Origin of the sequence: Buchnera aphidicola (Artemisaphis artemisicola), from assembly GCF_005082365.1 — a bacterium.
Classification (GTDB): Bacteria; Pseudomonadota; Gammaproteobacteria; order Enterobacterales; family Enterobacteriaceae; genus Buchnera; species Buchnera aphidicola_AR.
The window spans coordinates 60,167-74,073 of record NZ_CP034900.1 but is presented as its reverse complement, the minus strand read 5'-3'; the positions used below and the strand labels follow the sequence as shown (position 1 = coordinate 74,073).

General features: G+C 24.3%; 12 protein-coding genes and 3 tRNA genes. 10 read left to right on the top strand and 5 right to left on the bottom strand.

Annotated features, from left to right (window positions below; all coding sequences use genetic code 11):
- The first annotated feature begins 203 nt into the window (after positions 1-203).
- The gene (gene fliE, locus D9V59_RS00340; RefSeq protein ID WP_158363988.1) at positions 204-539 is read left to right on the top strand and encodes a flagellar hook-basal body complex protein FliE; all 336 of its coding nucleotides are present in this window, start codon (positions 204-206) and stop codon (positions 537-539) included.
- 127 nt (positions 540-666) lie between these two features.
- On the opposite strand, the gene D9V59_RS00335 is transcribed toward fliE, so the two are convergent.
- A tRNA-Ala gene (locus D9V59_RS00335) sits at positions 667-740 on the bottom strand.
- 103 nt (positions 741-843) lie between these two features.
- On the bottom strand, positions 844-2,253 hold the full coding sequence (gltX, locus tag D9V59_RS00330) for a glutamate--tRNA ligase (protein ID WP_158363985.1): 1,410 nt from the start codon (positions 2,251-2,253) through the stop codon (positions 844-846).
- 201 nt (positions 2,254-2,454) lie between these two features.
- Here gltX and D9V59_RS00325 point away from each other — a divergent pair.
- A tRNA-Val gene (locus tag D9V59_RS00325) sits at positions 2,455-2,530 on the top strand.
- Between the two features lie 18 nt (positions 2,531-2,548).
- Positions 2,549-2,621, top strand: a tRNA-Lys gene (locus D9V59_RS00320).
- Positions 2,622-2,629: 8 nt separating this feature from the next.
- On the opposite strand, the gene ligA is transcribed toward D9V59_RS00320, so the two are convergent.
- Positions 2,630-4,639, bottom strand: a complete 2,010-nt coding sequence (gene ligA, locus D9V59_RS00315; RefSeq protein ID WP_158363983.1) for an NAD-dependent DNA ligase LigA — start codon at positions 4,637-4,639, stop codon at positions 2,630-2,632.
- Positions 4,640-4,911: 272 nt separating this feature from the next.
- Between ligA and cysK the strand changes: the two genes are divergently transcribed.
- The 5 genes from cysK to D9V59_RS00290 all read left to right on the top strand — a co-directional run bounded on the left by cysK (position 4,912) and on the right by D9V59_RS00290 (position 9,572).
- Positions 4,912-5,871, top strand: a complete 960-nt coding sequence (gene cysK, locus D9V59_RS00310; RefSeq protein ID WP_158363981.1) for a cysteine synthase A — start codon at positions 4,912-4,914, stop codon at positions 5,869-5,871.
- 158 nt (positions 5,872-6,029) lie between these two features.
- Complete coding sequence (locus D9V59_RS00305; RefSeq protein WP_158363979.1) at positions 6,030-6,287, top strand: HPr family phosphocarrier protein; 258 nt, start codon at positions 6,030-6,032, stop codon at positions 6,285-6,287.
- Positions 6,288-6,434: 147 nt separating this feature from the next.
- Entirely contained in the window at positions 6,435-8,156 is a 1,722-nt protein-coding gene (ptsI, locus tag D9V59_RS00300; RefSeq protein ID WP_158363977.1) for a phosphoenolpyruvate-protein phosphotransferase PtsI, read from the top strand.
- A 42-nt stretch (positions 8,157-8,198) separates the two neighbouring features.
- On the top strand, positions 8,199-8,702 hold the full coding sequence (gene crr, locus D9V59_RS00295) for a PTS glucose transporter subunit IIA (protein ID WP_158363975.1): 504 nt from the start codon (positions 8,199-8,201) through the stop codon (positions 8,700-8,702).
- Between the two features lie 72 nt (positions 8,703-8,774).
- Positions 8,775-9,572 carry an undecaprenyl-diphosphate phosphatase gene (locus D9V59_RS00290; protein ID WP_158363973.1) on the top strand — a complete coding sequence of 266 codons (798 nt, stop codon included), beginning with the start codon at positions 8,775-8,777 and terminating at the stop codon, positions 9,570-9,572.
- 12 nt (positions 9,573-9,584) lie between these two features.
- On the opposite strand, the gene D9V59_RS00285 is transcribed toward D9V59_RS00290, so the two are convergent.
- On the bottom strand, positions 9,585-10,808 hold the full coding sequence (locus D9V59_RS00285; RefSeq protein WP_158363971.1) for a tRNA CCA-pyrophosphorylase: 1,224 nt from the start codon (positions 10,806-10,808) through the stop codon (positions 9,585-9,587).
- Between the two features lie 224 nt (positions 10,809-11,032).
- Between D9V59_RS00285 and rfaE1 the strand changes: the two genes are divergently transcribed.
- Together rfaE1 and ribB are read left to right on the top strand one after the other, a co-directional pair.
- The gene (rfaE1, locus tag D9V59_RS00280; RefSeq protein ID WP_158363969.1) at positions 11,033-11,980 is read left to right on the top strand and encodes a D-glycero-beta-D-manno-heptose-7-phosphate kinase; all 948 of its coding nucleotides are present in this window, start codon (positions 11,033-11,035) and stop codon (positions 11,978-11,980) included.
- Positions 11,981-12,054: 74 nt separating this feature from the next.
- Complete coding sequence (gene ribB, locus D9V59_RS00275; protein WP_158363967.1) at positions 12,055-12,693, top strand: 3,4-dihydroxy-2-butanone-4-phosphate synthase; 639 nt, start codon at positions 12,055-12,057, stop codon at positions 12,691-12,693.
- Between the two features lie 34 nt (positions 12,694-12,727).
- On the opposite strand, the gene tsaD is transcribed toward ribB, so the two are convergent.
- Positions 12,728-13,735, bottom strand: coding sequence for a tRNA (adenosine(37)-N6)-threonylcarbamoyltransferase complex transferase subunit TsaD (gene tsaD / locus D9V59_RS00270; RefSeq protein WP_158363965.1), 1,008 nt, complete (start codon positions 13,733-13,735; stop codon positions 12,728-12,730).
- Positions 13,736-13,907 lie beyond the last annotated feature (172 nt).

The following is a 13,907-nucleotide window of genomic DNA, read 5'->3' as shown; positions in this document are numbered from 1 at the left end:
TATAGTTAAAAGTAGCTTTTTACTAAATAATGTGAATAAAAAAATTTCCTGTTAAATTATTTTTTTAAATTATTATTAATATATAATGATTATTAATATATATTAAAAAAAATATTTTTGATAAAATATTTATTTTTATGTAATAATATTTTATAATTTAAAAAAATAAAAATTATTCACACTGTATTTTAAGGATAATAATTATGTTTATTAATCATATCAATCATCAAAATCCTTATATTAATCACAAAAATGTTGATACGAATAAAAATTTAATTATAGATATTAATGTTAATAAGAAAACTAAAACAAAAGATGGTTACTTTTTAGATTGTGTAAAAAAAACATTAAAAAAAATAAGTGAAAATCAAAATCGTGCCAAAAAAAATACTGAAAAGTTTATGTCAAATAATCCTGAAATTAATTTACATGACATGATAATAGATTTACAAAAATCTTCTATTGTTTTAGAAATGGCAATTCAGATAAGAAATAAAGTTATAGCTGCTTATCAAGACGTAATAAATCAACAAATCTAATTTAGATTACGCTGTACTAAAACAAAATTAGTACAGCATTATTTTTTATACTAAAATATTCTTAAATTAAATAAAAAAAACAGAATTTTTTTTTCCATTCATATAAATTTTTTATCAAAAAAGTTTATGGAGCCAAGCGGAATCGAACCGCCAACATCTTGCATGCCATGCAAGCGCTCTGCCATTTTGAGCTATAGCCCCTAAAACGTTACAATATAAAAACACATGAATTCTGTCAATATTATTTTTTATAAAAAATTTTAAATATCATAAAATTATAAAAATTATATTTTATTATAAAAAACTAATTTTTAGTTGATATATTTTGAATATAATTGATTGCTTTTTGAATTCTGAATAAAATTTTTTCTTTATTCATTAAATAAATAATAGTACTAATACTAGGAGAATGAACATTACCTGTAATAGAAATACGTAAAATCATATTAATGATATTTACTTTTATTTGCATTGCTTCAGATAAACTATTAATAATTCTAGATATTTCGATATGTTCCCAAATTGATAATTTCTCTATTTTTTTATAAAATTCTTCTAGAATACGACAATTCTCTAAAGTTAAATAATTTTCAACTGCTATTTGATCAAAAAAATTAAATTCTTCATAAAAATAATAAAAAGATCTTATAATTTCTTTTAACGTATAACATCTATTTCGAAATAGGTTAACTACAGACATTAAATTAGTATCAGAATTCATATTCTGATTATTCATATGTTTTTTTATAAGAGTAGAAATATATTGTAATGGTAAATGATTTATATAATATTTATTAAGCCATAATAACTTTTTTGTATTAATAATACTAGAAGATTTACTTATAGATTTTAAATTAAATAATTTTTTCATTTCTAATATAGAAAAGATTTCTTGATTTTTGTAAGACCATCCTAATCGTATTATATAGTTCAACAACGCTTCTGGTAAAAAACCGTTTTCGTAATAATCTAATATATTAACAGCATTTTTTCTTTTTGAAATTTTTTTTCCATTTTCGTCTAAAATCATTGATAAATGTGCATAAATAGGTATTTTGGCTCCTAAAGATTTTAGAATATTAATTTGACGTGGAGTATTATTAATATGATCTTCACCACGAATAACATGTGTAATATTCATATCTAAATCATCTATTACTACACAAAAATTATAAGTCGGCATTCCATTAGAACGTTGAATAATAAGATCATCTAACTCTTCATTATTAAATGTAATTTCTCCTCTAATTTCATCTTTAAAACTTATTTTTCCAAATAGTGGATTTTTAAATCGTATTACATAATCATTATTATGAAAATTTTTAAAACTTAAATTTCTACATGTTCCAGGATAGCGTGGTTTATCACCTTTCATCATTTGTTTTATTCTTGTTTCTTCTAAAATTTTAGATGAACAAACACATATATATGCATCTCCTTTTTTTAACATATTATTAATAACTTCTTTATATCTACCTAATCTTTTGCTTTGAAAATAAGGCCCTTCATCCCAATTTAATCCTAACCATTTTAACCCATTTAAAATAGAATTAATCGATATTGTTTCAGAACGTTGAATATCAGTATCTTCTATACGAAGTACAAATTTTCCATTATAATGTCGAGAAAACAACCAAGAATATAATGCAGTACGAATACTTCCAATATGTAAATTTCCAGTAGGACTAGGTGCGAAACGAGTTTTGACTTTCATGTGTTCCTTAAAAATATTAATTTTAAAATCATTAAAATTTAGGTAAAAAAAATGTTATATTGACGTTATTAATTTTAATAAGATTATTATTGATTGTAATTTAATCATAATGATTAAATTTACAACAAACAAATATTATTTATTAAAAAAAGATTGACTCTATTTCTTCCGGCTTTAAAATAAAGAAATAAATTTTAAAAAAGGTGATTAGCTCAGTTGGTAGAGCTCCTCCTTTACACGGAGGAAGTCGGCGGTTCGAGTCCGTCATCACCTACCAAAATTTATATAATTAAACGGGTCGTTAGCTCAGTTGGTAGAGCAGTTGACTTTTAATCAATTGGTCGCAGGTTCAAATCCTGCACGACCCAAAAAAAATTTAAATTAAAAGTTTTAATTTTTCTTCATTGATAATTTTAATATTTAATTCCTGAGCTTTATAAAATTTAGATCCTATTTTTTTTCCATAAATTAAAAAATCTGTATTTCGAGAAATATTATTTAAAATTTTAGCGCCTAAATTAGTTAAGATAAAAATTAATTTTTGTCTTGAAAAAGAATTAAAAACACCTGTCAAAACAACTTTTTTACCTAAAAAATAAGTGCTTTTATGTTGGACAATAACTTCAGATTCATTCCAAAAAATTCCTACTTGCTGTACTAATTTAATTATCATATTATAATTTGAACTTATAGAAAAATAGTTAACAATATTTTTTGAAATTACCCTTCCTATTCCTTCTATATTATTCAATTGAAAAAAATCCGCATGAATTAATTCATCTAATTTAACAAAATGACATGCAATTTTATTAGAAACAGTCTCTCCTACATTAGGTATCCCTAAAGCATAAATAAAAGATTTAAAAGTAGTTTTTTTGCATTTATTAATAGAATTAATAATTCTTATACTTTTTTTATAATTTATATTTTTTAGTTTCATTAAGTCAGATGATTTAAGATAAAAAAAGTCTATTGGATTTTTAACATAATTTTTTGTTATTAATTGATTGATAATTTTAGGTCCTAAACCATTAACATTTAAAGATTTTTTTGAAAAAAAATGATGCAAAAATTTTTTTTTCTGAGCATCACATGTTAGTCCGGCATGGCAACGAACAATTTTTTCTTCTGGATTTTCTAATAGTTTTGTTTTACATATTGGGCAATATTTAGGAAAAACAATTTTTTTTGCATGAATCGATTGTGTCGCTTTAATTACACTTAATAATTTTGGTATAACATCACCAGAACGACAAATTATCACAGAGTCATTAACGTGTAAATTTAGTTTTTCTATTTCGTTTTTATTATGTAAAGATGCTTTTTTAATTATAACTCCAGATATATTAACTGGATCAAAATAAGCTACAGGCGTAATCACTCCTGTTCGACCAACTTCAAACTTTACATTATTTAATTTTGTAATTCTTTCTGCAGAAAAAAATTTAAATGCTATTGCCCATCTTGGTGATTTAGTATTACTACCTAATTGATTTTGCAATGAAATTGAATTGACTTTTATAACAATTCCATCTATGTCGAAATCAAGCTTAGATCTTATTTTTTCAAATTTTTTATAAAAATTTAATACTTCTTGAGAACTTGAACAAACAATAAGCTCTTCATTAACTGGTAAACCCCATTTAATACATTGCATTAATTGTAAATAATGAGTATTCAATTCTTTTTGTGTTTCATCTAATATATAACAGCTATAACATGAAAAGATTAATTTTCTTTGAGCTGTTATTTTTGGATCAATATGACGTAATGAACCTGCAGCTGCATTTCGAGGATTAGAAAAGATTTTATTAGTATTAATAGTAGATTTTTCATTTAATCTTAAAAAATCAGATTTCATCATAAAAACTTCACCGCGCACTTCTAATCTTTTAGGTATACAAGACCCTTTTAATTTTAATGGAATTGATTTTATCATTTTAACATTAGGAGTAATATTTTCTCCAATATAACCATCACCTCGAGTTCCTGCACGCATTAAAATTCCTTCTTCATAAATAATACTAATAGCTATTCCATCAAATTTAAGTTCACAGCAGAAAGATTGCTCTTGAATGATTGAAAATTTTTTAATTCTTTTTTCAAAATTTAAATATCCGTTAAAATCAAATGTATTTTCTAAAGATAACATAGGAAAAAAATGTTTTATTTTCTTAAATTTATTTAGTAAGTTTATTCCAATTTTTTGTGTAGGAGAATCTGAAGTGATAAGTTCTTGATGCTGTAATTCTAAATTATATAACTGATTAAGCAAATAATCGTATTCTGCATCAGAAACAATAGATTGATTTAAAACATGATAAAAATATTCATATTGTAAAATATGTTTTCGCAATTTATCGATTTTTTTTTTAATAGATGTCATAAATTTATTACGTATAAAAGTATATAAAAATAAATTTGAAATTATCTCAAATTTTATAAATGAATAATATTAGTATATTAAAATATTTTTATTATATAATTTTTATTTATAATATAAAAATATTTATTCTAATATATAGGTATCAGATCTATGTATTATTTTTATCAAAAATGACAGTAAAAAATAATATTCAATATTATGAAAATATTAACTAATAAAAATAAAATCAAACTATATCAAATCTTATAAAAATTATTAATTCAAGGAAAACCATGAATCAAATATATGAAGATAATTCTTTAACTATTGGAAAAACACCTTTAGTACGTTTAAAAAAAATAGGGAATGGAAATATTTTAGTAAAAATAGAATCTAGAAATCCAAGTTTTAGTGTTAAATGTAGAATTGGTGCTAATATGATATGGAGTGCAGAAAAAAAGGGAGATTTAAATAAAAATATAGAGTTAATAGAAGCAACCAGCGGCAATACCGGAATAGCTTTAGCATATGTTGCTGCTTCTAGAAACTATAAATTAACTCTTGTTATGCCTGATACAATGTCTATCGAAAGACAAAAATTACTAATAGCTTTAGGTGCAAAATTAATATTAACAGATGGAAAATATGGTATGCAAGGAGCAATCTCTAAAACTAAAGATATTGCATTATGCAATCCAAAAAAATATCTTTTATTAAAACAATTTGAAAATCCAGCTAATCCTGAAATTCATTATAAAACCACTGGTCCGGAAATTTGGAATGATACTAATGGTAGTATAGATATTTTAATTTCTGCTGTAGGAACCGGAGGAACTATTACAGGCATCACAAAATATATAAAAAAAAGACAAGGTAAAAAAAATTTAATTAGCATAGCCGTTGAACCTTCTGAATCACCTGTTATTACGCAATTTTTATCAGGAAAAGAAATAAAACCAGGACCGCATAAAATACAAGGCATTGGAGCTGGGTTTATCCCTAAAAATCTAAATTTAACATTAATTGATCAAATAATTACTGTTTCTAGTGAAGAATCAATATTTATGGCTCAACAACTAATGTATAAAGAAGGAATATTAGCAGGAATTTCTTCTGGAGCAGCTTTATGTGCAGCTTTAAAAATACAAAAACAAAAAAATTTTTTAAATAAAAATATAGTTGTTATATTGCCTTCTTCAGGTGAACGTTATTTAAGTACGGAATTATTTTCTAAATCATTAGTAAATAGATAATATTATTAAAATACAATTTCTAGGATAAAAAATTGTTTCTTAAAATTTTTTTATTGTAGAAGTAATATTTTAATTAATAAATATAAATATGTTTACTATAATTTTTTTACAAACATTTATTCATGTATTATTTTATGTATTATAAATAAGGAAAAAAAATGTTTCAAAACCAGATTACAATCACTGCTCCAAATGGTTTTCATACTCGTCCTGCTGCTCAATTTGTAAAAGAAGCAAAAAAATTTATTTCTGAAATTTCTATAATTTATAACGGAAAATCAGTTAATGCAAAAAGTTTATTTAAAATTCAAACACTTGGATTAGTTAAAGGCAGTCTGATTACACTATTAGCAGAAGGAGAAGACGAACAAAAAGCAATTGAACATTTATCTACAATAATGACAGAATTAGAATAATTATTCTATCGAAATAATTTACAAAATTTCTAAAATACCGGAGGTTATATAATAAAACTTCCGGAATATTTCATAAAAAAATATGTATTCGCCTGACATCTCGTATTTTCAATTTCTTAATAGACAAATTTTATTAAAGGTAATGTTATGATTTCAGGCATTTTAGCATCACCGGGTATAGCTTTCGGAACTGCTCTTTTATTAAAAGAAGAAGAAATTGTTATTCACCGGAAAATAATTACTCTTGAAAATATTACAAAAGAAGTAAAAAGATTTTTTGAAGGTAGAAACAAATCAGTACAACAACTTACGGACATAAAAATCAAAACAAGAGAAAAATTTGGAGAAAAAAAAGAAAGCATTTTTGAAGGTCATATTATGCTTCTTGAAGATGAAGAATTTGAACGTGAAATTATATCTTTAATAAAAGAGAAAAAAATATCTGCTGCTGCAGCTACTGAATTAGTAATTGAAGGACAAGCTAAAGCTCTAGAAGAAATAAAAGATGAATATTTAAAAAACAGAGCTATCGACGTAAGAGATATTGGAAATCGTTTATTAAAGAATATACTTAATCTTGATATTATCGATTTAAGTAATATAAAAAAAGAAGTAATTTTAATTGCAAAAGATTTAACTCCTTCAGAAACAGCACAAATTAATTTAAATTATGTTTTAGGATTTATTACAGATTTAGGAGGACAAACATCACATACCTCAATCATGGCAAGATCATTAGAAATTCCTGCAATTGTGGGAACAGGAAATATAACTGATATTGTAAAAAATAATGATTATATTATTCTCGATTCTATTCATAATCAAATTTTTATAAATCCCTCTCAAGAAATAATTAATCAAAAAGAAAAAGCAAAAAACAACTATATTTTAAAAAAAAATAAATTAATAAATTTAAAAAATTTACAAGCTAAAACTATTGATGGACATCAGATCAAAATTGGTTCTAATATTGGTAATATAGAAGATATTCAATCTGCTAAAAAAAATGGTGCAGAGTGTATTGGTCTTTATCGAACAGAATTTTTATTTATGGGAAGAAATTGTTTACCAAATGAAAATGAACAATTTCAAGCATATAAAAAAATAGCTGAGTTAATGAAAAATAAAGCTGTTATTATTAGAACAATGGATATTGGTGGAGATAAAGATCTACCTTATATGAATTTGCCAAAAGAAGATAATCCTTTTCTTGGATGGCGAGCTATACGTATTTCAATAGATCGAAAAGAAATATTACATGCTCAATTAAATGCTATTCTTCGAGCTTCTGCTTTTGGAAAAATATATATTTTATTTCCTATGATTATATCTGTAGAAGAAATTAGAATATTAAAATTAGAAATACAGCAACTTCAAAAAAAATTACATAGTAATAATATATTATTTGATAAAAATATTAAAATCGGAATCATGATAGAAACTCCTGCATCAGCGATAATAGCCGATTTTTTAATAAAAGAAGTAGACTTTTTTAGCATTGGAACCAATGATTTAACACAATACACTCTAGCTGTTGATCGAGGAAATGATTTAATTTCACATCTTTACAATCCTATGAACCCATCTGTTTTAAAACTAATTAAACAAGTCATTGACGTTTCTCATCAAGATGGGAAATGGACAGGAATGTGTGGAGAATTAGCAGGAGACGAACGTGCAACTATTCTGTTATTAGGAATGGGACTTGATGAATTTAGTATGAGTTCAATTAGTATTCCTAAAATTAAACAAATCATTCGCAATGTGTGTTTTTCTGATGCAGAAAAACTAGCACAAAAAGCACTAACATTAAAAACCACCAAAGAAGTAATTAATTTAGTAGAAGCTTTTAATAAGACTTTAAAATAGTCAACGTATAATAAAAATAGCAGCACTTAGGAGAAGAAAAAAATGAGTTTCTTGTCAGATCTTTTTAATCATAAAAAACCCATTTTTTCTAAAAAAATAGAAATTATCGCACCATTGTCAGGAGAAATAATAAACATTGAAGACGTACCAGATGTAGTTTTTTCTAATAAGATTGTAGGTGATGGAATAGCAATTAAACCATCAGGAAATCAAATACTTGCGCCAGTAAATGGCACTATTGGAAAAATATTTGAAAGCATGCATGCCTTTTCAATTATTTCAGAAGATAACGTTGAATTATTTGTTCATTTTGGAATTGATACTGTGCAACTAAAAGGCAAAGGTTTTAAAAAAAATGTAGACAATAATGAAAAAGTAAAAATAGGAGATAAAATTATTACATTAGACTTAGATTTACTCATAAAAAAGGCTAAATCTATTTTAACTCCTGTTGTTATATCTAATATGGAAAAATTTAAAAAAATAAAAAAATCATCTGGTACTATTGTTGCTGGAAAAACAGTTATTATTTCTTTATATAATTGATTTTCAATATAAAAACGGTGCTATTTAGTACCGTTTTAATTTTTTTAATATAAATTTCAAACAGGAAAAATAATGATTTATTTACACAAATTAACTTTATCTATTATTCTTGGAATAATAGAAGGAGTAACAGAATTTCTTCCTATATCTTCTACAGGACATATGATTCTTGTTTCTCATTGGTTAAAAGTCGAAAGTAATCACGAAAATACATTAGAAATATTTGTTCAATTAGGTTCTAGTTTAGCAATATTATATTTTTTTCGTAAAAAAATTTCTGAAATTATAATATATAAAAATAATTTTTTAAATATAAATACAAAAAATATTCACATTCTTATTTCTATTGTACCTACAATACTTATAGGTTTTTTATATTATAAAGAAATAAAAACATTATTTAAAATATACAATGTTATGTATTCATTAATATTAGGCGGTTTTTTTTTATTAATATGTGAAATTTTTAAACCAAAAAAACACAAAGTAAATAATATTGTAAATATTTCTTTTTTACAATGTATTATCATTGGATTTTTTCAAATTTTTTCTTTATATCCTGGTTTTTCAAGATCAGGCGCTACAATAGGAACTGCAATATTATTAGGAATTAAAAGATCAACTGCGATAGAATTTTCTTTTATAATATCTATTCCTCTATTAATAGGAGCGTCTCTTTTTGATTTAATAAATAATATTAATAAAATTAAAATATTGGATATGCCAGTATTTTTGTTTGGATTTATTATTTCTTTTGTAATTGCCTCATTATTCATTAAAAAATTATTAAAACTTATTAATAAAACGTCACTAATATTTTTTGGAATATATCGTTTTATACTATCTGCATTAATTTATTTGACTAATTAAGTTAAAACAATTTTACATATCAAAAGAGAGTGTAATATTTTTCAAACGCCATAACTGAAGTGTTTTAACTCTTAATTTCATTAATTCATTTCTTATTTCATGACCTTTTAAACTTTTATTTAAAATTAATTTAATTGAAATATTTTGTACAACAGAAAAATATTTTTTTAAACAACAAAGAGATTTATCTAAATTTAAAAAATTAAAATTATTTAAAAATGCAATTTTTTTAACACGCTCTGGTCTTCTCCAAGCATCGATTTTTAAAAAAAATTTTATAATGTTTTCAGATGATTGATTATGAATTGTACTTAAAAAAAAACAAAATCCTACATTTAAAGAAGCTATATCTCTAATATATGATGGAATATTAAAACGTTGACATAAATTATTAACAATAGAAGCAGAATATTTATCAAAAAATGTTTTTGAAGAATACGAATTTATTCGATTAATACATAAAAATTGACAGAGGTAAGAAAAACGTATATCAATATCTTTACTAAAAACTGAAATTTCAGCTAATCCCATGATTATAAAATATTTATTAAATAATTTTTTAAAATAATAAAAATTAAAAAATATTTGTTGTTCATATAATATATGAATTTTTGGAAAAAATAATTTTAATGCTTTACAGCTATATAAAACCTGAAAATATACGTGAGGATTTGAAGTTTTAAAAGCTTTTTGAGTTTCATTCCATATTCTATGCGATGTTAAATGCAATAATTCTTTTTTTTTTACTAAAACACACATTAGATCCATCGTTTCTTTTGCTATTGTAAAGCCTAAATGCACTAAAGCAGCGGCAAATCTTGCTGTACGTAAAACACGTAATGGATCTTCTGTAAAAGATTCTGAAATATGACGTATTAAACCATATTTAATATCTTTTTTACCTTGAAAAGGATCAATATAATTACCATGCTCATCTTGAGCAATTGCATTAATTGTTAAATCGCGTCTTATTAAATCTTCTTCTAAAGTAACATTAGAGCTATAATCAGTTTCAAAACCAGTATATCCTACTCCAGATTTTCTTTCTTTTCTTGCTAATGCATACTCTTCATGTGTTTCTGGATGTAAAAAAACTGGAAAATCTTTTCCTACTTGTTGAAAATTTTTTGCTAATAATATTTCTTTTGAACCACCGACTACAACCCAATCTTTATCTTTAACAGGTAGGTTTAATAAAGAATCACGAACTGCTCCTCCTACTAAATATATTTTCATAATAATTTCTCGTACTAAAAATGCAATTTTATTCTATAATAAAAAATCTTCAAATAGATTATTTATTGTTTTTAATAATTAAATCTTGTAATAATCGTATAGATAATATATAAAAAAATTATATCATTTATTAAAACGTTAATAATAATTTATATTTATTTTTATAAAAATCTATTAAATATTTAATATCAATGAAAAAATTTATATTTATAAGAGATAACATTATGAAAAAAAAAACAATCAATTTTAAAAACGCACTAGTTTTAGTAGTTGGAGACTTGATATTAGATTGTTATTGGTATAGTAAAAATCATCACGTATTATCTGAAGAATTAATACCAATTATACCGATTAATGAAGTTAAAGAACAACCCGGAGGAGCTGCAAATGTAGCTAAAAATATTGCAGAAATTGGAGGTAATTCTAAAATAATTGGATTTATTGGAATGGATCATGAAGGTTTAATATTAAAAAAACTCATGAATCATGTTAGAATCTATTGTGATTTAATCACTATTAAAAAAAATAAAACCATTACTAAAATTAGAATTTTATCAGAAAAAAAACAATTAATTCGAGTAGATTTTCAAGAAAAATATATCTCTAAAAAAATTGATTTATTATATCAGAAAATTTTTGTTGCTTTATCATATTTTAAAATTTTAGTATTATCAGATTATGCTAAAGGCACCTTAATTTGTATAAAAAAAATAATTGATTTAGCAAAAAAAATGTCTATACCTATACTAGTAGATCCAAAAGGAATAGATTTTAAAAAATATTCTGGTGTTAGTTTATTAACACCAAATTTATCTGAATTTGAACAAATAGTTGGAAAATGTTATTCAGAAAATGATATTTTACAAAAAGGAATCAAATTATTATTTGAACTTAAATTATCAGCATTATTAGTAACTCGCTCTAAAAATGGAATGACATTATTTCAACCTTGCAAAAAACCAATGCATTTTCCTGCAAGATCAAAAATAGCATCTGATGTTACTGGAGCAGGAGATACAGTAATTGCAATTATTGCTGCTTCTTTAGCGCAAGGATATTCTTTAGAAGAATCATGTTTTTATGCAAATGTTGGAGCTAGTGTAGTTATAAAAAAAATAGGTACTGAAACATTAACTATTCATGAATTAAATTCTGCATTAAATTATCAATAAAAAAATATTTTTATTAATTTAAAACTTTTTCATCTAATTTATTTTTAATTTTTTCATTTTATTAAGGTTTTTTAATGAACCGAATACTACTTTCTGAATTTGGAACGCCTCAAGAAAGAATTCAAAAAGCAATACATGCTTTACAGTCTGGTCAAGGCATTATCATATTAGATGATGAAAAACGTGAAAATGAGGGAGATCTTGTTTTTTCATCAGAAACTATGACAATAGAACAAATGGCTTTAACTATTCGATATGGTAGCGGTATTGTATGTCTCTGTATTACTGAATCTAAAAGGAAACAACTTAATTTACCTATGATGGTTAAAAATAATACCAGCATGTACCGAACAGGATTTACAGTAACAATAGAAGCTTCTAAAGGTGTTTCTACTGGTGTATCTGCTAAAGATAGACTGACTACGATAAAAACGGCAATTGCTGATAATGCTAAACCAAGTGATTTAAACAGACCAGGACATGTTTTTCCTTTGAGAGCAGATACAGGTGGAATTTTATCAAGAGCTGGACACACTGAAGCAGCTATTGAAATTATTTCTCTTGCTGGTTTTAAACCATCTGGAGTAATTTGTGAATTAATGAATAAAGATGGAACTATGGCTCGAACACCTGAAATAATAGAGTTTTCTAAAAATAAAAAAATACAAATATTGACTATACAAGACCTTATTTTTTATATTCAGAATATATAAAAATATTTTTATATAAATAAAAAATATTTACATATTATAAATCATCTATGGACCATTTAGGCTTAACTAAAATTTCTAATTGTGGATACTTAACTTCTTTATGACGCAATAAACCAAGATATGCAATCATTGCAGCATTATCGGTGCAATAATCTAAATTAGAAAAAAAAACTTGACCATAAAAATATTTTTTAATCATTTCTTCAGCTCTTTTCCGTAAAAGATAATTTGAACTAACACCTCCAGCTATGACTAAACGTTTCCAGTTTTTTGTTTTTAATGCTTTTTTAGTTTTTATTAATAAAATATCAATTACCGCATCTTCAAAAGCTCTTGCAATATTAGCTTTTGCTTGCATGCTTTGATTGGATTTATCAGCAATTATTTTAGCTGCATAAGTTTTTAATCCTGAGAAACTAAAATTTAAACTAGAATGATGAATCATAGGTCTAGGAAAATAAAAATAATTCTTCATTCCTATACGTGCCAAATTAGATAATTCTGGACCTCCTGGATATTTTAATCCTAATAATTTTGCTGTTTTATCGAAAGCTTCACCTGCTGCATCATCTAAACAATTTCCTAGTAATTCATATTTTCCTAATTTATGAGCTCCAATAATTTGTGTATGTTTTCCTGATACTAATAATGCAATAAAAGGAAATTTAATTGATTTGTAATCTAACATTGGTGATAATAAATGACCTTCCATATGGTTTACTGGAACAACAGGAATGTTTAACGAAAATCCTAAAGAACACGCAAACGTAGCACCCACTAACAAAGATCCAACTAAACCAGGTCCAGCAGTATAAGCAATAAGATCAATTTTTTTAAAAAAACATTTTTTTTTGAACATATCTTGTAATAATGAAATCATAGCATTCATATGCTCTCGAGATGCTAATTCAGGAATAATACCTCCATGAATGTTATGTATTTTTTTTTGATTATATATTTTATTAGTTAATACACCTTTCTCACTATCATAAATAGCAACTCCTGTATCATCACAAGAAGTTTCGATACCTAAAACTCTCATAACTTCAAACCTTTCAAGTAAATATAGAAACATTAAATAAAATACGTTTCACAATAATTTAAAATCAATGCTATTCTAAAAATCAATATGATAAAAATTAAAGAATCTATTTTTTAAAGAAAATAGTAAATATAAAAATGATACTTTACAATATTACATCGATTGATATAGG

What these genes read in the sequence shown, in the direction of transcription:
- D9V59_RS00305 (WP_158363979.1), top strand. Translation starts at nt 6,030, where the DNA reads ATGTTTCAAAACCAGATTACAATCACTGCTCCAAATGGTTTTCATACT.
- D9V59_RS00285 (WP_158363971.1), bottom strand. Translation starts at nt 10,808, where the DNA reads ATGAAAATATATTTAGTAGGAGGAGCAGTTCGTGATTCTTTATTAAAC.
- tsaD (WP_158363965.1), bottom strand. Translation starts at nt 13,735, where the DNA reads ATGAGAGTTTTAGGTATCGAAACTTCTTGTGATGATACAGGAGTTGCT.
- ribB (WP_158363967.1), top strand. Translation starts at nt 12,055, where the DNA reads ATGAACCGAATACTACTTTCTGAATTTGGAACGCCTCAAGAAAGAATT.
- D9V59_RS00290 (WP_158363973.1), top strand. Translation starts at nt 8,775, where the DNA reads ATGATTTATTTACACAAATTAACTTTATCTATTATTCTTGGAATAATA.
- cysK (WP_158363981.1), top strand. Translation starts at nt 4,912, where the DNA reads ATGAATCAAATATATGAAGATAATTCTTTAACTATTGGAAAAACACCT.
- fliE (WP_158363988.1), top strand. Translation starts at nt 204, where the DNA reads ATGTTTATTAATCATATCAATCATCAAAATCCTTATATTAATCACAAA.
- rfaE1 (WP_158363969.1), top strand. Translation starts at nt 11,033, where the DNA reads ATGAAAAAAAAAACAATCAATTTTAAAAACGCACTAGTTTTAGTAGTT.
- ptsI (WP_158363977.1), top strand. Translation starts at nt 6,435, where the DNA reads ATGATTTCAGGCATTTTAGCATCACCGGGTATAGCTTTCGGAACTGCT.
- ligA (WP_158363983.1), bottom strand. Translation starts at nt 4,639, where the DNA reads ATGACATCTATTAAAAAAAAAATCGATAAATTGCGAAAACATATTTTA.
- gltX (WP_158363985.1), bottom strand. Translation starts at nt 2,253, where the DNA reads ATGAAAGTCAAAACTCGTTTCGCACCTAGTCCTACTGGAAATTTACAT.
- crr (WP_158363975.1), top strand. Translation starts at nt 8,199, where the DNA reads ATGAGTTTCTTGTCAGATCTTTTTAATCATAAAAAACCCATTTTTTCT.